Here is a 19261-nt window from a genome sequence, read left to right as displayed (position 1 = left end):
CACAACGATGCTCCGGGGTGGGAGAGCCGTCCATCCCATTAGCTGGCGCAAGGAATATGGCGGTCTGAAGACCGATCAGGCGCGGCGGATGAAGGATCTGGAGAAGGAGAACCAGCGGCTGCGCCGCGCGATCTCCGACCTGACGCTGGACAAGCTGATATTGCAGGAGGCGGCACGGGGAAACTTCTGAGCCCCGCGCGGCGGCGGCGCTGCATCGATCATATACGACGGGATCTGCCCGTCCGGGTATCCGAGCGACGGATATGCCGGGTTCTGGGGCAGCATCGATCGACACAGCGTAAAGTGCCGCGCGGGGCGGATGACGAACAGGCGCTGACGGAGGACATTATCGCTTTGGCGAAGCAATATGGTCGTTACGGCTATCGCCGGGTGACGGCGTTGCTGTGCCATGCGGGATGGACGGTGAACCATAAACGGGTCGAGCGGATATGGCGGCGCGAAGGGCTCAAAGTGCCGCAGCGCCAGCCAAAGCGCGGGCGTCTGTGGCTCAACGACGGATCATGCATCCGCCTGCGGCCTGAGTATCCGGGGCATGTGTGGGCCTACGACTTCGTCGAGGGTCGCACGCATGATGGCCGCAAGTTCCGCATCCTGACCATCATCGACGAGGCCAGCAGGGAGTGCTTAGCGCTCATCGTTGCACGGCAACTCAAGCATGAGGATGTTCTGGCGGCTCTGGCTGACCTGTTCATCTCGCGTGGCCCGCCAGCGCATATACGGTCCGATAACGTCCTATGTAGGGAAGCAGCAGCGGGCAAAGGCCAGCAGGTCTCGTTGCGCCGAGTGTAATCGGCGCTGATGATTTTTATGATCCAGATGGCTTCCATCGTCAAGGAATGCGCTCTCGGCCATAGCAAACACAGGATCCAGCAGCCGCGTGGGTCGTGGTCCTCACCGTCCTTAAAATGAGATACGGATGCCAGATGGAAGGCCCGAACATTATCTACAGGGTCGCGGTAGCGCCCTCACGGCTGCACAGAGAGGGGTCCTTCCATCTGGTGTCCGCCCGTTCGACGAACGGACGGTACTCGGTTCCCGTCTTGATGACGGCATGCGCAACGCGCGCCATTTTGGCGGTGAGCGCGGTCATCGCCTTGCGACGGCGATCGGGGTCGTTGGGATACCCGGCGACATAGCGCCCCAGCTTATCGCGGAAGCTGTTGTCGCGCTGGCGGATCGCGACCTGCGTCGCCATCCAGAATGTACGCCGCAACCGGGCATTGCCATACTTTGACAGCTTGGTCCGACCGCGGAACATACCGGACTGACAGGTAGCGAGGTCGAGGCCACAGAACTTGAGAAACTGGCGATGATGGCTGAAGCGGCGCAGATCACCGGCCTCGGCAAGGATCGTCAGGGCATTGATCGGTCCGATGCCTGGGATCATCCGCAGAAGCTGATAATCGCGGTTCGCGGCCAGCGCGTCATGGGCGATCCGCTCAATCTCATTGCGTTGTTGGATCAGGGTACGAGCCTGAGCGACGACCATGCGGAACATCGTGATCGCAGTGGAATCCTCGTCAATCGGCAGCGCGATCGATGCAGAGGCGGTCTCATAGATATCGTTGACTACCCGGGCCTTGGAGACCTTGCGACCGATCAACGGCCAGGCCTGTTCAGTGAAGGCTTCGCGGCCGATCGAGATGATGCTCCCCGGCGTCGGGAAACGTTCGATCAGCGCCAGGAACCAGTCAGACCGGCTGTTGCCGGCGAAACGCTCGATCTCCGGGAAATACAGCGGCAGGTAGTGGGTCAGGATCCTATGCCAGGCCTGGGTCTTCGCCTTTGATATGGCTTCATGCGTCTTCGACATCTCCTGCAGATCGTTGATACCGGCTGCCAGCGGATCGACATAGCGCTGGGTCGCACCGATCCTCAACATATGCAGGATCACTTGCGCGTCCTTGGAATCGTTCTTGTCCCAGCCATTGTGCAGCGCTTCGCGCGTCCGGGCCAAGGCGACCGACGAGATCAGGCGCAACTCAAACCCGGCGGACAGCAATCGATGCGCCAGCGTGCGGTGATAGTTGCCAGTCGCTTCGAAACCGACAATCACGGGCTTGCCAATGATCGTCAGATCGTCGGCCAGGCGATCATAATCCGCCTTCGTCGCCATCACTGTCATGCGGCGCCGGCGGCCGCCCTCCGGTCGTTCAAGCAGAACTTCCTGGCGGTGCTTGGACATATCGATGGCTACCAGCACGGCGTCGGCGGGAGTAGAACTGCGCTTGGTCATGATCGGTCAGTCTCCAAAGGGTTGAGTCGACAACTTCACTTTAGAGACCTGCTGACCGGTCATGGCCGCCTTGATGAAGTCTGCGGGCGCTACGCGCCCTTGCCTCCATCAAGGCAATCCGGCCTTCAACAGGCCGCTTCCCAATGTGCTATGGCAGCGAATTTATCGCGACCGCTGTCCAGAAATGGTGGGGGCAAATCGGCGTGAAGACGCTCTACATCGCGCCGGGATCACCATGGGAGAATGGCTATAACGAAAGCTTCAACGGGTCGCTTCGCGACGAACTGCTCAACGGCGAGATTTTCTACAGCCTCGCCGAGGCCAGGGTGCTGATCGAAGCCTGGCGGCGGCATTACAACACCGTCCGCCCGCACAGCAGCCTTGGATACCGACCACCGGCCCCGGAAACGGCGACACCGCTATATCCGGCCTCCGGTTCCGCTTCGCTCCACCTCCGTCCGGATATGGCGGCGATGGGCTTAATCCACTAACAAACCAACCGGCCCACTCGCTGGGGGCAGATCAGTCTTCTCGTCGCCAATCGGCGAACAAACGAAATCCTGGCGTTCGACAAAGACTGGAACCGAAGTGTCGCCGTCTCAGGTCTGCGCACCCCCGTCGGTGCCGTTCATAGGCCAGATGGTGGATTCATTGTGTCGAATATCGGTGGCGGTATCACGATCCTGCGCGGAGATGGCAGACGCATCGAAACCGGCGAAGCCCTTCGCACGCCCGGTCCGGGCATCGCACAAACGCCGGAGGGGCGCGTCTTCGTCGTCGATTACGGGGGGACATCCATACACGAAGTCTTTGATGACGGCCGGACCGTTCTCCTCGCTGACGGCCTATCCAGTCCTGTTGGACTTACTGTATCCCCGATGGGCAATCTCTATTCGGCGGATTGGGGGAACGGTGCCGTTTACCGCATTCCGCTCGCATGACAGCAACCTGAGCCACGCTTATTGCGCAGGCGTTTCGAGCGCCACTCGGCTTTCTCGCACCAGCTCGACAAGAAACTCGCTGACCACGCGAACCCGGCGCGACTGCGCCAGATCGGAATGGACGGCGAGCCATATCTCTTGGTCGATGCCGATGTCGGCTTGCAGGCAAACGAGATCGTTCTGCCGCCCAAGGAAATGCGGCAACACGGCCAGGCCGACACCTGCGATTGCCGCCGATAGCTGCGCCGAGAGGGTGGTGGTCGCCACAACCGGCGGATGCCCACGTAGAGCACGCTCGATCCATTGTGCGGCGGGAAGATGGGCATAGGTCTCGCACCATGTAATGAAGCGGTCGGTCTCAAGCCTCGCCGCTTCATCTCTCTGCCCGGCATAGGTCCGCGAAGCATAGAGGCCGAAACCAAGCGTGCCGAGGCGCCGGATCGTGACATTGCCCCGTTGGGGCTTGATCAATCGAACAGCGAGATCGGCATCACGCCGATGCAAATTGACCGTCTGAACATCGGTGACAATTTCAAGCGTGAGGTCGGGATACTGGTCGGTCAGCTTCGGCATGGCCGGGATGATGACATGGTTTGCCAGCGTCTCGGCCGTAGCCAGACGGACGCGCCCTGCGATTTCAGCCTGCACGGCCGATCCTTCGGCGAAAGCGTCAGCCGCCTGCTCCAGCGCCTCGGCACGCTCCAGCAACGCCGCGCCATCATCGGTCAGCCGGTAGCCATTCTGGTGACGGCTGAAGAGCGTCAGGTTGAGAGCGACTTCCAACCGTTCGATCTGGCGCGAGACGGTGGCGAGACCGACCCCGAGGTGTGCCGCCGCACCGCTCAGCGATCCGTTGCGCGCAATGGCGAGGAATACGCGCGCATCGTCCCATCGCAGGCGGTTTGCGTCATGCTTTCCGATTTCGGAAATCTGATTACGACTATTGGCGGCTTTTCCCATCAAAAAAGAAAACCATCTTTAGCCTGCACAAACAAGGAGCAAAGCAATGCAACAAAGAATGCTCGGGCCTGATCTTTCGGTATCCGCCATCGGTCTGGGCTGCATGGGAATGAGTGAGTTCTACGGTCCACGCGACGACGCGGAATCTTTGACGGTCCTGCGTCGTGCCGTCGATCTGGGCGTCAACTTCCTCGATACCGCCGACACCTATGGCCCGCACCACAATGAGGAGCTGATCGGCCGTTTCCTTGCCGACAGCCACGCGGATGTGAAGATTGCCACCAAGTTCGGCATCGTTCGCAAACCCGGCGAATACACACGCACCATCGACAACAGCACAGATTATATGCGCCGCGCCTGCGAAGCCTCGCTCAAACGGCTCGGTGTCGAGCGAATTGATCTCTACTATGTTCACCGCATCAATCGCGAACGTCCAATCGAGGAGACGATGGAGGGTTTGGCCGCGCTGAAACGCGAGGGCAAGATTGGCCATATCGGGCTTTGCGAGGTCAGCGCCGAGACGTTGCGCCGTGCCCATGTCGTTCATCCTGTAACGGCCGTGCAGACAGAATACTCGCTCTGGACGCGCGACGTGGAAACCGAGATCCTGCCGACCTGCCGCGAATTGGGCATTGGTTTCGTCGCCTATTCTCCGCTTGGGCGCGGGTTTCTCACCGGCCGATTTCAGGCCGGATCGCAGTTCGAAGACGGCGATTTCCGGGCCAGCTTGCCGCGTTTTGCATCGGAGAATGCCGAGACCAACGGTGCGCTGGTCGAACTCGTGCGCGGCATTGCAGCCGAACAAGGCTGCACCCCGGCGCAGGTGGCGTTGGCATGGCTGCTGGCCAAGGGCGACGACATCGTGCCGATCCCCGGCACCAAGCGGGTCAAGTATCTCGAAGAAAACGTCGCCGCCACCGCCGTCACTCTCAGCGAGACAGCACGCTCCATTCTTGAAAAGGCATTGTCCAGCCTGCCTGTTTCCGGAGAGCGCTACACCGCCGAAGGCATGAAGGGCGTCAACGCATGAACCCCTCCGAACAGAAGACTATCGTGCGCATGATCGGCATCGGTGGCGTTGAGAACCTTGAAGTCGCGCAGCTTCCATCGGAGCAACCTGTCTCCGGCATGGTTCGCGTCCGCCACCTCGCTATTGGGGTAAATTTTATCGACATCTATCACCGGACTGGTCTTTACCCGCTCTCTCTACCTGCCATTCTCGGTGTTGAGGGTGCCGGTGTAGTCGAAGCCCTTGGCGATGACGTTTCCGGCTTTTCTATCGGGGATCGTGTAGCCTATGCGGGTGCGCCGGCCGGTGCCTATACAACGGCGCGGTCTTTGCCGGTTTCGCGGCTCATCAAGCTACCGGATGGAATTGAGTTTCGCAGCGCGGCCGCGTCGATGCTCAAAGGGCTGACGGCCCATATGCTGTTGACGCGCACCTACGCGGTTAAACCGGGAACGACCTTGCTAATCCACGGGGCCGCGGGCGGCCTGGGTTCGATTCTCGTGCGTTGGGGGAAGCACCTCGGAGCGACCGTTATCGGCACGGCGGGATCGGCCACAAAGGCCGACATCGCGCGAGGCTATGGTGCGGATCACGTTATCGTCGGACGTGATGCCGATCTGGTATCGGAGGTCGGATCGCTTACCCACGGCATCGGCGTGGACTATACTATCGACGGCATCGGCGGTGATACGCTGCTCAAAAGCTTGGCCTGCACCCGGCGCTTCGGCACGGTCGCAAGCATTGGTCAGGCGGCCGGGCCTATTCCGTTGCTCGCTGTCGAGGAAATCGGCCCCATCCGTTCGCTATCGCTCGCCCGGCCGAGTGTGATGGCATATGCCGCCGATCTACCGTCCTATCACCAGGCGGCCGAAGCCTTGCTCGACGTGATGCAGAAGGGCGTCTCCGCAGAAATTGGCCGCGAGTATCCATTGAGCGATGCGGCGCAAGCCCAATCGAATCTGGAGGCTGGCCGCACAACCGGAAGCCTCTTGCTGATTCCGTAGGGCAACGGAATGCGCAGGAGGCGGGGCAATAGTCATGGTGCAGAAGGGGTGATCGCGATTCCCGGCGGTCGCATCCCGATGATCGCTCTGGTCCAGACGCTCGCTGTCGCGGAATATCTCAGCTTCCATCGCGCCGCTCTGGCGCTCGGCACCAGTCAGTCGAGCGTCAGCACACGGATCAAAGCGCTGGAGGAAGACCTGGGCATCACCCTCTTCGACCGCAATACGCGCGGCGTCCGCCTTACCGAAGCCGGACGCCGCTTCGTCGATCAGGTTCATGATGCCATGGGCATTCTGGACAGGGCAATTCAGACGGCCGGAATGCAGTCACGGGGCGAGGATGGCGAGATTCGGATCGGCGTTCATGCCATCACGCCGGGCTGTTTCCTTAACCGCCTGTTGGAAAGCTTCCAGACCGAGCATCCGGGTGTCCGCCCCAGTATTACCGAAGGCACGGCACGCGACACCCAGCTCATGGTTCGCGAAGGCCAACTGGATGCCGCTTTCATGGCCGGAAACTACGAAATCCCCGACCTCAATTGTCGCGTGATCTGGCATGACCGCCTGATGGTGGCGCTGCCAGCACGACACGCATTGGCTGCGCAGCAGAATCTCGAATGGCGGCAGCTCGCAGAGGAAACCTTCCTCGTTCGCCATAATGGCACCGGCCCGCAGGTGCATGATCTGATCGTTGCCCGTTCGGCAGGAAAACGGCTGACACCAGCAATCCAGCGCGTTGATGTCGAGCGCAGCACGCTGATGTCGATGATTGCCGCAGGGCATGGCATTTCGCTTTTCGTCAAGGAAAGCACCGCTGCCGCTATGGCAAATGTCGTTTTTCTGCCGATCCTTGACGAGCCTGAAACCATCCCGTTCTCGGCGGTCTGGTCGCCGCGAAATCGCGATCCCCTGCTGTCGAACCTTCTCGCCCTGGCGACGAAAATGGGCCGCTCGCATCCAAAATCCGATTCGCGATAGATCGGGACGCACAGTGCTGAAATAGTGCCGCTCTCACCCGTCCTATTTGCCGCCGATCGTATCCCGTAGCCCTACGTCCGAACCTTTGCTGTTGCCTCTCGCGGAAACACCTATTCTCTGATCGGCTCCGTCTCTCTTGCCGATTGGAGCCTGTATGCGTGGAGGCCGAATACTCTGGGGGCAGATTGCCGTCGTCTTCATCATTGTTCTGGTGATGACCTGGGCGGCGACGCAATGGGTGGCGTTCCGGCTCGGCTTCCAGCCCCAACTCGGAAGCCCCTGGTTCGATCTGGCCGGTTGGCCGTTCTACCATCCGCCCGCCTTCTTCTGGTGGTGGTTCTCCTTTGACGCCTATGCGCCCACGATCTTCATGGAGGGCGCGGCCATCGCCACGTCCGGCGGTATCCTCGCCATTGCCGCCGCCATCCTCATGTCGATCATCCGGGCGCGGGAGGCCCGCAATGTCGCCACCTACGGTTCGGCTCGATGGGCGGAAGATAGGGAAATCCGTGCGGCCGGCTTGCTCGGCCCCGATGGCGTCCTGCTCGGCCGTTATACCCACGACTATCTGCGCCATGACGGTCCCGAGCATGTCCTTTGCTTTGCACCGACCCGCAGCGGCAAGGGCGTCGGCCTCGTGGTGCCTACGCTGCTGACCTGGCCGGGAAGCTGCATCGTTCACGACATCAAGGGCGAGAACTGGACCCTGACAGCCGGCTTCCGCGCGAAGCACGGGCGCGTCCTGCTGTTCGATCCGACCAATACCAGATCATCCGCCTATAACCCGTTGCTGGAGGTGCGGCAGGGCGAATGGGAAGTCCGCGACGTGCAGAATATCGCGGATATTCTGGTCGATCCCGAAGGCAGCCTCGACAAGCGTAACCATTGGGAAAAGACCAGTCACAGCCTGCTTGTCGGCGCGATCCTGCACGTTCTCTATGCCGAGCAGGACAAGACCCTGTCGGGCGTCGCCAACTTCTTGTCCGATCCCCGCCGTCCGGTCGAAGCGACCTTGCGCGCGATGATGGACACGACGCATTTGGGCGAAGCCGGCGTTCATCCTGTCATCGCCTCGTCGGCGCGCGAACTGCTGAACAAGAGCGAGAACGAACGATCGGGCGTGCTGTCCACCGCCATGTCGTTCCTCGGCCTCTACCGCGATCCGGTCGTGGCGCGCGTCACGGACCGCTGCGACTGGCGCATTGCCGATCTGGTCGGCAGCCGGAAGCCGGTGACGCTCTATTTCGTCGTTCCGCCGTCCGACATCAACCGGACGAAACCGCTGATCCGCCTGATCCTCAACCAGATCGGCCGCAGGCTGACCGAGGAGCTGACGCTATCCGGCAAGCGGCATCGCCTGCTCATGATGCTGGACGAGTTTCCGGCATTGGGCAGGCTCGATTTCTTTGAATCGGCATTGGCCTTCATGGCTGGCTACGGCCTCAAGTCCTTCCTGATCGCCCAATCGCTCAACCAGATCGAGCGCGCCTATGGGCCGAACAACAGCATTCTCGACAACTGCCATGTGCGCGTCGCCTTCGCCACGAACGACGAGCGCACCGCCAAGCGCGTGTCGGACTCGCTCGGCACAGCAACCGAGATGCGCGACTCCACCAACTATGCCGGCCATCGCCTCGCGCCCTGGCTCGGGCATCTGATGGTATCGCGGCAGGAGACGGCGCGGCCGCTAATGACTCCCGGCGAGATCATGCAACTCCCGCCCGCCGACGAAATCGTGATGGTCGCGGGAACGCCACCGATCCGGGCGAAGAAGGCCCGCTATTTCGAGGACGTGCGATTGCAGGAGCGCATCCTGCCGCCGCCCGAGTTGCCATCCGCACCAGCGGCGAAGCCGGCAACGGACGACTGGACGAGCCGCGTCATCGTCTCGGCGGACAGGCCAGCTTCGACCGCTGCCCGTGACGCCGAGGGCGATCCCGACAATGCCGGCATCCGCCGCGAGCCGGAATTGCCCGAGCATGAGGAGATCATCCCGCCGCCACCAATGCCCGCCCAGGAGTTCGACATTCTGGACGACGAGCCGGACGTGGACGCGGCCAAGGCCCGCGCGCTGCGCTCGCGGATGCGAATGATCGCCCGGCAAGCGTCGATGAACCCCGATGACGGCATAGAGCTTTGAGAGGCCGCCCATGACAGCCCGCACCCGCATGAATGTCTATTTCGACCCGGAACTGCTCAAACAGGTCGAGGCGCTATCGCTGCGCCGGCAGGTCTCGAAGTCCGCTATCGTCGAGGCGGCGGTCGCATCCTTCCTGTCGGGCGACACATCGGATCGGCTGGAAGCGGCCATGTCGCGCCGCCTCGACAAGATCGGCCGGCAGATCGGCACGCTGGACGAAGATCTCGCCGTGCTCGGCGAGACCCTCTCCTTGTTCGTTCACTTCTGGCTGACGATGACCCCGCCATTGCCGGATAGCGCCAAACAGTCCGCACGGATCAAGGGCAACGAGCGGTTCGAGGGCTTCATGCAGAATCTCGGCCGCAGGCTAGCGACCGGCGATAGGTTCCTGAAAGAGTTGTCGCGCGACATGGATTCGCTTCATGACAGTCTAACGGAAGGTGAGCCCGAGGCTGATGACGACCACGCTTAGATTTTCAACCCATCCTATTTGCCGCCGATGGCCGCCGATCACCGCTTTCGCTTAGATAGTTGTTGAAGCAGCCCAATTTCGGGCTTTCTTAATCGACCCGATGCGGGGACCGTCTGTCGCGCCCCGCGAGAAATCGGGGCCGACATGACTGCACATCATCAGAAACCGGAGGCGATAGCGCGTGGCGCGCGGATGCTGCGCACGGCGCTCGGCGCGTCCATCGCCCGGTTTCTCGAAGACCCCGCCGTCATCGAGGTGATGCTGAACCCGGACGGTCGCATCTGGATCGACCGGCTGTCCGAAGGTTTGGCCGATACCGGCGAGATGCTGTCCGCCGCCGATGGCGAGCGTATCGTCCGGTTGGTCGCGCACCATGTCGGCGCGGAGGTCCACGCCCGATCCCCGCGCGTGTCGGCGGAACTACCCGAAACCGGCGAGCGGTTTGAAGGCTTGTTGCCGCCGGTCGTCGCCGCACCCGCCTTCGCCATCCGCAAGCCCGCCGTCGCGGTGTTCACGCTCGACGATTACGTGGTGGCGGGCATCATGTCCGCCGATCAGGCCGCGACGTTACGCGCGGCAGTTTCCTCCCGCGCAAACATCCTCGTCGCGGGCGGCACCAGCACCGGCAAGACCACGCTGACCAATGCGCTGCTCGCGGAGGTGGCGAAGACGCAGGATCGCGTCGTCATCATCGAGGACACGCGCGAACTGCAATGCGCCGCGCCCAACCTCGTCGCCATGCGGACCAAGGACGGCGTGGCGACGCTTTCCGATCTGGTGCGCTCCTCGCTGCGCCTGCGCCCCGACCGCATCCCCATCGGCGAGGTGCGCGGCTCCGAAGCTCTCGACCTTCTGAAAGCATGGGGCACGGGGCACCCCGGCGGCATCGGCACCATCCATGCCGGCACGGGCATCGGTGCGCTGCGCCGCCTCGAACAGCTCATTCAAGAGGCTGTTGTCACCGTCCCGCGCGCGCTGATCGCCGAGACTATCGACCTTGTTGCCGTCCTTTCCGGGCGCGGTTCCGCGCGCCGGCTGGCCGAACTCGCCCGCGTCGAGGGGCTGGGACCGGACGGCGACTACCGCATCACGCATCCCATCACTTCGGCAACCAACCCAAAAGGAGACTCTTCATGATCCGCACGCTTTCGCGCGGCTGCCGCACCATGGCGACCGCAGCCGCCACCGTTTCCATCAGCCTGATGCTCGCCCCGGCGGCCCATGCTTCCGGCTCGTCGATGCCGTGGGAGGCTCCGCTTCAGAGCATCCTTCAGTCGATCGAGGGGCCGGTCGCCAAGATCATCGCCGTGATCGTCATCATCGCGACGGGCCTCGCGCTGGCTTTTGGGGATACGTCGGGCGGTTTCCGCCGCCTGATCCAGATCGTGTTCGGCCTGTCCATCGCCTTTGCCGCCAGCTCGTTCTTCCTGTCGTTCTTCTCGTTCGGCGGCGGGGCGCTCGTCTGATGGCGGGCGGCCTCGAACAACTCGACGCGGTGCCGGGATTTTCCGTCCCGGTCCACAGGGCGCTGACCGAGCATATCCTGCTCGGCGGCGCTCCGCGCTCCATCGCCATCCTGAACGGAACGCTGGCCGGGGCCGTGGGTCTCGGCCTGCGTCTCTGGCTGGTCGGACTCGCCATCTGGGTCGTCGGCCACTTCGCCGCCGTGTGGATGGCCAAGCGCGACCCGCTTTTTGTCGAGGTGGGCCGCAGGCATCTGCGCATCCCCGGTCATCTGTCGGTCTGACGGAGGCGCACATGATGAATCTCGCCGAATACCGCCGCACATCCAGCCGCCTCGCGGATTTCCTGCCCTGGGCCGCACTTGTCGGCTCCGGCGTCGTGCTGAACAAGGATGGAAGTTTCCAGAGGACGGCGAAGTTCCGCGGTCCCGATCTGGATTCCGCCGTCGCTGCCGAGCTGGTCGCGGTCGCAGGACGCATCAACAACGCCGTCCGCCGTCTCGGGTCGGGCTGGAGCCTTTTCGTGGAGGCACAGCGCAGCGAAGCCGCGACCTATCCCGACAGTCAATTTCCCGAAGCCGCATCCGCGCTGCTCGACGCCGAGCGCAAGGCCGGTTTCGAGGAAGCCGGGACGCATTTCGTGTCCGGCTATTTCCTGACCTTCCTCTGGCTGCCTCCCGCCGAGGACGCCGCCCGCACTGAGGCCTGGCTCTACGAGGGCCGCGAGCAATCCGGAGTGGACCCATGGGAATTGCTGCGCGGCTTCATCGACCGCACCGACCGCGTTCTGGCGTTGCTCGATGGCTTCATGCCGGAATGCCGCTGGCTCGATGACGCCGGCACGCTGACCTATCTCCATTCGACCATCTCGACCAACCGGCATCGTGTGCGCGTGCCCGAGGTGCCGATGCACCTCGATGCGCTGCTCGCTGATCAGCCGCTGACCGGCGGCCTGGAGCCGCGCCTTGGCGACCAGCATCTGCGCGTCCTGACCATCATCGGCTTTCCGACCGCGACGACGCCCGGCCTGCTCGACGAGATGAACCGGCTGCCGTTCCCGTATCGCTGGAGCACGCGAGCGATCCTGCTCGACAAGACCGATGCAACCCGGCTGCTGACTCGCATCCGCCGTCAGTGGTTCGCCAAGCGCAAGAGCATCGCGGCGATTCTGAAAGAGGTGATGACCAACGAGCAATCCGCGCTCGTGGACACCGACGCTGCGAACAAGGCGCTCGACGCCGACATGGCCTTGCAGGAGCTGGGCGCGGACATGGCGGGGATCGCCTATGTCACGGCCACCATCACCGTCTGGGATGCCGATCCGCGCATTGCCGACGAGAAGCTCCGCCTCGCGGAAAAGATCATTCAGGGCCGCGACTTCACCGCGATGCCTGAAACCGTCAACGCCGTCGATGCCTGGCTCGGTTCGATCCCCGGACATGCCTATGCGAATGTCCGCCAGCCGCCCATATCGACGCTCAACCTCGCCCATATGATCCCGCTTTCGGCGGTGTGGGCGGGGCCGGAACGGGATGAGCATTTCAGCGCGCCCCCGCTGTTCTTCGGCAAGACCGAAGGCTCGACCCCGTTCCGGTTTTCCCTTCATGTCGGCGATGTCGGCCACACCCTCGTCGTCGGCCCGACCGGCGCGGGCAAGTCCGTGCTGCTGGCGCTCATGGCCTTGCAGTTCCGTCGCTATGAGCAAGCGCAGGTATTCGCCTTCGACTTCGGTGGCAGCATCCGGGTCGCATCGCTCGCCATGGGGGGCGACTGGCACGACCTTGGCGGTGGCCTGACGGAAGGGGACGAGGCGTCCGTCTCGCTCCAGCCGCTCGCCCGGATCGACGATACCTATGAACGCGCCTGGGCCGCCGACTGGATCGCCGCCATTCTCGGTCGTGAAGGTGTCCCGATCACACCCGAAACCAAGGAATATATCTGGACGGCGCTGACATCGCTTAGCACCGCTCCGGTCGGCGAGCGCACCATCACCGGCTTCACGGTCCTCCTTCAATCCAACGATCTGAAACAGGCATTGCGCCCTTACTGCATCGGCGGCGCTTACGGACGGTTGCTCGACGCAGAAGCCGAGCATCTCGGTTCGGCTTCGGTGCAGGCGTTCGAGATCGAGGGGCTGGTCGGGACCGGCGCGGCCCCGGCCGTGCTCGCCTATCTGTTCCATCGCATCGGCGACCGGCTCGATGGACGGCCGACCCTGCTCATCATCGACGAGGGCTGGCTGGCGTTGGACGATGAAGGCTTCGCCAGCCAGCTCCGCGAATGGCTGAAGACGCTACGCAAGAAAAACGCTTCCGTCATCTTCGCTACGCAGTCGCTATCGGACATCGATGGCAGCAACATCGCGCCCGCCATTATCGAAAGCTGCCCGACGCGGCTGCTTCTCCCGAACGAACGCGCCATCGAACCGCAGATCACGGCCATCTATCGGCGCTTCGGCCTCAATGACCGGCAGATCGAAATCCTCGCGCGGGCCACGCCCAAGCGGGACTACTACTGCCAGAGCCGCAGGGGCAATCGCCTGTTCGAGCTTGGCCTGTCCGAAGTCGGCCTCGCGCTCTGCACCGCGTCCGCGAAATCCGACCACAAACGCATCGCCGGACTGATCGCCGAGCATGGCCGCGAAGGCTTCCTCGCCGCCTGGTTGCGCCTGCGCGGCGTCGATTGGGCGGCCGACCTGATCCCCGACCTCACCAATCTCATCCTACAGACCGAGAAGGAGTCCCAACCATGACCATTCGCCGTTCCCGCTCGCGCGCCATTTTCATGGCTGCGACCATGCTTGCCGCACCGCTCGCGCTGTCGCCCATCCTCACAAGCCCGGCCCATGCGCAATGGACGGTCTTCGATCCGTCCAACTATGCGCAGAATGTGCTGACAGCCGCGCGCACGCTTCAGCAGATCAACAACCAGATCACCTCGCTTCAGAACGAAGCGACCATGCTCATCAATCAGGCGAAGAATCTGGCGAGCCTGCCATATTCATCGCTTCAGCAGCTCCAGCAGAACGTCCAGCGCACGCAGCAGCTTTTGAGCCAGGCGCAGAACATCGCGTTCGACGTGCAGAACATCGACCAGGCGTTTCAGCAGAAATACGGCAGCATCTCCCTGTCCGCCACCGATACGCAGCTCGTCACCGATGCCCGCTCGCGCTGGCAGAACACCGTGGGCAGCTTGCAGGACGCCATGCGCGTGCAGGCCGGCGTCGTCGGCAACATAGACACCAACCGCACGCAGATGTCCGAACTGGTCGGCCAGAGCCAGGGCGCGACCGGCGCGCTGCAAGCCACGCAGGCCGGCAATCAGCTTCTCGCCCTGCAATCGCAGCAGCTTTCCGACCTGATCGCGCTGATGTCTGCCAATGGCCGGTCGGAAGCACTGATCGAGGCAGAGCGCGCCACCGCCGCCGAACAGGGCCGCGTCCAGCGTGAACGCTTCCTGACGCCGGGATCGGGCTACCAACCCGGCAACGCGCAAATGTTCGGCAACGGCAACAACTGACCTGACAGGAGGGGCGCGACATGGACGGCAAGATGCTGGCCCGGCTGGGCGCGATCATATTCGTCGCCATCGCCATCACCGCCACGGTGATCGAGATGACCCGGCAGGACGAGCCGCCGCGCGGCAGGCCCGCGCCGGAACTACAGCGTCCCACCGATCCGCTGCGCCAGAGCCTGCGCGATTGCCAGCGGCTTGGCGAGGCGGCCGCGAGCGATCCCGACTGCCTTGCCGCCTGGGCCGAGAACCGTGATCGGTTTCTCGGCCGGACGCCGGTGCCCGCCACCCCGCATCAGAACGGGGGACAGTGAACCATGGGCGGCACCGGCGTCATCGACTCGTTTCTAGGCGTATTCACCTCATACATCGACAGCGGCTTCGGCCTGCTCGGCGGCGAGGTGGCGTTCATCGCCACAACGCTCATCGTCATCGACGTGGTGCTGGCGGCACTGTTCTGGTCGTGGGGCGCCGATGACGACATCATCGCCCGGCTGGTGAAGAAGACCCTGTTCGTCGGCGCGTTCGCCTACATCATCGGCAACTGGAACAATCTGGCGCGCATCGTCTTCGAGAGCTTCGCCGGTCTCGGCCTCAAAGCCTCCGGCACCAGCTTTTCCACCGCCGATCTGATGCGCCCCGGCAAGGTGGCGCAGACCGGCCTCGACGCGGGCCGCCCGCTGCTCGACTCCATCTCCGATCTGATGGGTTACTGGTCGTTCTTCGAGAACTTCATCCAGATCGCCTGCCTGATGTTCGCCTGGGCGCTGGTGCTGCTCGCCTTCTTCATCCTCGCCATCCAGCTTTTCGTGACGCTTATCGAGTTCAAGCTGACCACGCTCGCCGGCTTCGTGCTGATCCCGTTCGGTCTCTTCGGCAAGACTGCCTTCATGGCCGAGCGCGTGCTGGGCAACGTCATCTCGTCGGGGATCAAAGTCCTCGTGCTGGCCGTCATCATCGGCATCGGCTCGACGCTGTTCTCGCAGTTCACCGCAGGCTTCGGCGGCGCAACGCCGACCATCGACGACGCCATGGCGATCGTGCTCGCCGCCTTGTCGCTGCTCGGCCTTGGCATCTTCGGTCCCGGCATCGCCTCCGGTCTCGTTTCGGGCGGCCCGCAGCTTGGCGCGGGTGCGGCGATCGGCACCGGCCTTGCCGTAGGAGGCGCAGCCCTTGCCGCAGGCGGTGCAGCCGGTCTCGCCGTCAAGGGAGGTGCTACCGCCATGTCCGGTGGCGCCGCGGCCGTTCGGGGCGGCGCTGCCGCCTCCGGAGGGGCCGCAGCGACCTACAGCATGGCTTCGCTCGGCCAATCTGGTGCGGCGGGCGTTGCTTCCGGTCTCGGCGGGGTTGCCCGCGCGGCAGGCTCCGCCGCCGTATCGCCTCTGAAACGCGCCGCCTCGAAAGCAACGGAAAGCGTCAAATCCAGCTTTTCGGATGGCGCACGCGCAGCCTTCGGGGTGACAGGGGGATCATCCACCGCAGGCACGGCCGGAGGCAGCAGCGCAGCCCCCGCAGCAGCGTCTTCCCCCGCTGGCAGTCCCCCGGCCTGGGCGCAGCGGATGCAGCGTTCCCAAGCCGTGAATCACGGCGCCACCATGGCCGCCCATGCGGTGCGTTCCGGCGACAGCCACGGTGGCGGCTCCTCCGTCAATCTCTCTGAAAGTGACCGCTCATGAGCATCTTCAAACGACCATCGACCCATTACGGCAAATCGCCCGAACCCGAGACGCCTTACCAGAAGGCTGCTCAAGCCTGGGATGAGCGCATCGGCTCGGCCCGCGTGCAGGCGAAGAACTGGCGCTATATGGCCTTCGGATCGCTGATCCTCTCGGCCGGTTTCGCCGCCGCGCTCGTCTGGCAATCAGCGCGCGGGACCGTGGTGCCGTGGGTGGTGCAGGTCGATAATCTCGGCCAGGCGCAGACTGTCGCACCCGCTAACGCCGATTATCGCCCGACTGACCCGCAGATCGCGTTCCATCTGGGCCGCTTCATCGAACAGGTCCGGGCGATCCCGGCAGACGCCATCATCGTCCGCCAGAATTGGCTCCGCGCCTATGAGTGGACCACGGATCGCGGCGCAGCGGCCTTGAACGACTACGCCCGCAGCAACGACCCGTTCACGAAGGTCGGTCGGCAGCAGGTCGCCGTCGAGGTTTCCAGCGTCATCCGAGCATCGAACGACAGCTTCCGCGTGGCGTGGACCGAGCGCCACTATGAGAACGGCCAGCTTTCCACGACCGAACGATGGACCGCGATCCTGACCATCGTGATCCAGACCCCGCGTGACTCCGAGCGCCTGCGCGCCAATCCGCTCGGCATCTATGTCAACGCAATCTCATGGTCGCGGGAGATGAGCCAATGACCCGCACGACGCTCCGCAAAGCCCCATTTCAGGATTTCCGTAAACCCGCCTTCGCGGCTTTGATGCTGTCGGCCACGATGCTCGCCGGCTGCGCGACCAACCGCACGCCGCAATTCAGCTACGACGCCGACGTGCCGTCATCGCCCGTTGTGCCGGCCGCCGTCACCGATGACCGGCCCCGGCCGCTGCATACGCCACCGGCCTGGACCGTGGCGCGCGGCGGGACCTCCGCCGGAACACCGGCAGGCCGTGTCGAGAACGCCAATGCCGCCGCGCGCGTCGAGCCGCGCCGCGAGGGCTACTATAACGCCATCCAGATTTATCCCTGGTCGGAAGGCGCGCTCTATCAAGTCTATGCCGCACCGGGACAGATCACGACCATTGCGCTCGAACCCGGCGAGGGCCTGACCGGCGCGGGGCCGATTGCAGCCGGCGACACCGCCCGCTGGATCATCGGCGATACCGAGAGCGGATCGGGGACAACACGCCGCGTCCATATCCTCGTGAAGCCGACGCGCCCGGACATCATGACAAACCTCGTCGTGACGACCGACCGGCGCACCTACATGATCGAGTTGCGCGCCCGCGAAGCCCTCTATATGCCCTCCGTCGCCTGGGCCTATCCCGCACCACCAGCGGGCCAGCGCCAGACCGTTCCGGCCGCTCCGGTCATCCCGGCCGAGGCCGCGCGCAAATATCGCTATGGCCTGACCGGCGACAGCCCGCCATGGCGGCCCATCTCTGTCTTCGACGATGGTCGCCGCATCTATGTCGTCTTCCCTCGCGGCATCGTGCAGGGCGAGATGCCCCCGATCTTCGTCATCGGCTCGGATGGCGAAACCCAGATCGTCAACAGCCGCATCCACCAGAACATCCTGATCGTGGATCGCCTGTTCGGCGCGGCCGAATTGCGCCTTGGCAGCGGCGAGCGCCAGCAGACGGTCAGGATCGTCCGCATTGAGCAACGGCAGGCTGCACAGCCGGCAAAAGCGACCGGAGAATCCCCGTCATGACTGAAGACACGCCCCCTGTAGAAGCTGCAGCGGACACCACCACACCCATGCGGCTGCGCACTGAGCCGCCGCGCGTCACCCGTCTGTCCCGCAAGATGCTGGCCGGCGTCGGCGCAGTTGCTTTGCTCGGCATCGGCGGGGCGCTGATCTACGCGCTCCAGACTCGCGATGCAGGGCCGGGAGGCGAAGAACTCTATTCGACCGAGAACCGGCCCACGGCGGACGGCCTGTCCGGCCTGCCGCGCGATTATACCGGCCCGGTCCTCGGACCGGCATTGCCCGGCGATCTGGGCGGCCCGATCCTCGACGCGCAGAACAGGGGCCAGCCAGTTGCGCCGCCGGCTATGGCAACACCAGTTCGCGATCCTGCCGAGGAGCGCCGCCTCGCCGAAGAGGAAGCTGCACGTCTCAGCACGGTGTTTTTCCAGTCCGGGCAGAGAACGGCAACAGCCCCCGGTTCCAATATACCGGGCCTTGCAGGTCTTGGCGTCGGCGGTCAGCCAGCCACGCGAGACCGGCATACGGCCTTTCTCAATGGCCCGGTGGATCGGCAGACGGTCGCCCTGGATCGCATCATGGCTCCGGCATCGCCCTACATCCTTCAGGCCGGGGCCGTTATCCCGGCGGCGATGATTACCGGCATCCGTTCCGATCTTCCCGGCCAGATCACCGCGCAGGTCACGGAAAACGTCTACGACAGCCCGACCGGCAGCCTGCTGCTGATCCCGCAGGGAACGCGCATCATCGGCCAGTATGATGCCGGCGTGACCTTCGGCCAGCGCCGCGTGCTGCTCGTCTGGAACCGACTGATCCTGCCCAATGGCCGTTCCATAGTGCTGGAGCGCCAGCCGGGAGCGGACGCTTCCGGCTATGCCGGCCTTGAGGATGGCGTCGATTATCATTGGTGGGATCTGATGAAGGCAGCCGGCCTCTCGACGCTGCTCGGCATCGGCACCGAACTGGCGACCGATGACGAGGACCGCCTGATCCGGGCTATCCGCGACGGGGCGCAGGACACCATCAATCAGGCCGGACAGCAGATCGTCCAGCGGCAGTTGCAGGTCGCGCCGACGCTGACCATCCGGCCCGGCTTCCCGGTCAGGGTCATCGTCACAAGGGATTTAGTCCTCGAACCCTACAGGAATTGAC

At 63.7% G+C, this 19261-nt stretch carries 17 protein-coding genes and 3 pseudogenes; 18 read left to right on the top strand and 2 right to left on the bottom strand.

Annotated features, from left to right (window positions below):
- Nucleotides 1-43: 43 nt before the first annotated feature.
- Nucleotides 44-750: pseudogene (locus FHS81_RS15095) on the top strand (IS3-like element ISSpma1 family transposase); the annotation flags it as partial.
- 210 nt (nt 751-960) lie between these two features.
- On the opposite strand, the pseudogene FHS81_RS15090 reads toward FHS81_RS15095, so the two are convergent.
- Nucleotides 961-2257 (bottom strand): annotated as a pseudogene (locus tag FHS81_RS15090) (IS110 family RNA-guided transposase).
- 152 nt (nt 2258-2409) lie between these two features.
- On the opposite strand from FHS81_RS15090, the pseudogene FHS81_RS15085 reads away from it, so the two are divergent.
- Both FHS81_RS15085 and FHS81_RS15080 read left to right on the top strand, forming a co-directional pair.
- A pseudogene (locus tag FHS81_RS15085) lies at nt 2410-2748 on the top strand (integrase core domain-containing protein); the annotation flags it as partial.
- A gap of 162 nt (nt 2749-2910) precedes the next feature.
- Nucleotides 2911-3198, top strand: a complete 288-nt coding sequence (locus FHS81_RS15080; protein ID WP_141402019.1) for an NHL repeat-containing protein — start codon at nt 2911-2913, stop codon at nt 3196-3198.
- A gap of 18 nt (nt 3199-3216) precedes the next feature.
- Here the strand turns inward: FHS81_RS15080 and FHS81_RS15075 are convergent, their stop codons facing one another.
- Nucleotides 3217-4158 carry a LysR family transcriptional regulator gene (locus FHS81_RS15075; protein WP_025292303.1) on the bottom strand — a complete coding sequence of 314 codons (942 nt, stop codon included), beginning with the start codon at nt 4156-4158 and terminating at the stop codon, nt 3217-3219.
- Nucleotides 4159-4204: 46 nt separating this feature from the next.
- On the opposite strand from FHS81_RS15075, the gene FHS81_RS15070 reads away from it, so the two are divergent.
- The 15 genes from FHS81_RS15070 to FHS81_RS15000 all read left to right on the top strand — a co-directional run bounded on the left by FHS81_RS15070 (nt 4205) and on the right by FHS81_RS15000 (nt 19260).
- Nucleotides 4205-5188, top strand: a complete 984-nt coding sequence (locus FHS81_RS15070) for an aldo/keto reductase (protein ID WP_025292302.1) — start codon at nt 4205-4207, stop codon at nt 5186-5188.
- On the top strand, nt 5185-6171 hold the full coding sequence (locus tag FHS81_RS15065; protein WP_183754371.1) for a quinone oxidoreductase family protein: 987 nt from the start codon (nt 5185-5187) through the stop codon (nt 6169-6171). The genes FHS81_RS15070 and FHS81_RS15065 overlap by 4 nt, the downstream gene beginning before the upstream one ends.
- Nucleotides 6172-6180: 9 nt before the next feature.
- Nucleotides 6181-7149, top strand: coding sequence for a LysR family transcriptional regulator (locus FHS81_RS15060; RefSeq protein ID WP_246375051.1), 969 nt, complete (start codon nt 6181-6183; stop codon nt 7147-7149).
- Nucleotides 7150-7303: 154 nt separating this feature from the next.
- The gene (locus tag FHS81_RS15055) at nt 7304-9289 is read left to right on the top strand and encodes a conjugal transfer protein TraG (RefSeq protein ID WP_025292299.1); all 1986 of its coding nucleotides are present in this window, start codon (nt 7304-7306) and stop codon (nt 9287-9289) included.
- 10 nt (nt 9290-9299) lie between these two features.
- Nucleotides 9300-9761: a ribbon-helix-helix domain-containing protein gene (locus tag FHS81_RS15050; RefSeq protein WP_025292298.1), complete on the top strand. Its 462-nt coding sequence runs from the start codon at nt 9300-9302 to the stop codon at nt 9759-9761.
- Between the two features lie 144 nt (nt 9762-9905).
- The gene (gene trbB / locus FHS81_RS15045; protein ID WP_025292297.1) at nt 9906-10898 is read left to right on the top strand and encodes a P-type conjugative transfer ATPase TrbB; all 993 of its coding nucleotides are present in this window, start codon (nt 9906-9908) and stop codon (nt 10896-10898) included.
- On the top strand, nt 10895-11227 hold the full coding sequence (locus tag FHS81_RS15040) for a TrbC/VirB2 family type IV secretion system protein (RefSeq protein WP_025292296.1): 333 nt from the start codon (nt 10895-10897) through the stop codon (nt 11225-11227). The genes trbB and FHS81_RS15040 overlap by 4 nt, the downstream gene beginning before the upstream one ends.
- Nucleotides 11227-11508, top strand: a complete 282-nt coding sequence (locus FHS81_RS15035; RefSeq protein ID WP_025292295.1) for a VirB3 family type IV secretion system protein — start codon at nt 11227-11229, stop codon at nt 11506-11508. Before FHS81_RS15040 ends, FHS81_RS15035 begins: the two co-directional genes overlap by 1 nt.
- Nucleotides 11509-11519: 11 nt before the next feature.
- On the top strand, nt 11520-13976 hold the full coding sequence (trbE, locus tag FHS81_RS15030; protein WP_025292294.1) for a conjugal transfer protein TrbE: 2457 nt from the start codon (nt 11520-11522) through the stop codon (nt 13974-13976).
- Nucleotides 13973-14743, top strand: coding sequence for a P-type conjugative transfer protein TrbJ (gene trbJ, locus FHS81_RS15025; protein ID WP_025292293.1), 771 nt, complete (start codon nt 13973-13975; stop codon nt 14741-14743). Before trbE ends, trbJ begins: the two co-directional genes overlap by 4 nt.
- Before the next feature lie 20 nt (nt 14744-14763).
- Complete coding sequence (trbK-alt, locus tag FHS81_RS15020) at nt 14764-15051, top strand: putative entry exclusion protein TrbK-alt (RefSeq protein ID WP_025292292.1); 288 nt, start codon at nt 14764-14766, stop codon at nt 15049-15051.
- Nucleotides 15052-15054: 3 nt separating this feature from the next.
- Nucleotides 15055-16413, top strand: coding sequence for a P-type conjugative transfer protein TrbL (gene trbL, locus FHS81_RS15015; protein ID WP_025292291.1), 1359 nt, complete (start codon nt 15055-15057; stop codon nt 16411-16413).
- A complete protein-coding gene (gene trbF / locus FHS81_RS15010) occupies nt 16410-17099 on the top strand; it encodes a conjugal transfer protein TrbF (protein ID WP_025292290.1) in 690 nt (229 codons plus the stop codon). Before trbL ends, trbF begins: the two co-directional genes overlap by 4 nt.
- A complete protein-coding gene (gene trbG, locus FHS81_RS15005) occupies nt 17096-18112 on the top strand; it encodes a P-type conjugative transfer protein TrbG (protein ID WP_025292289.1) in 1017 nt (338 codons plus the stop codon). The genes trbF and trbG overlap by 4 nt, the downstream gene beginning before the upstream one ends.
- On the top strand, nt 18109-19260 hold the full coding sequence (locus FHS81_RS15000; RefSeq protein ID WP_228222505.1) for a TraB/TrbI/VirB10 family type IV secretion system protein: 1152 nt from the start codon (nt 18109-18111) through the stop codon (nt 19258-19260). The genes trbG and FHS81_RS15000 overlap by 4 nt, the downstream gene beginning before the upstream one ends.
- Nucleotide 19261: the final 1 nt, after the last annotated feature.

This window comes from Pseudochelatococcus contaminans (assembly GCF_014195635.1).
GTDB lineage: Bacteria > Pseudomonadota > Alphaproteobacteria > Rhizobiales > Beijerinckiaceae > Pseudochelatococcus > Pseudochelatococcus contaminans.
This window is presented reverse-complemented; position numbering and strand designations above follow the sequence as displayed.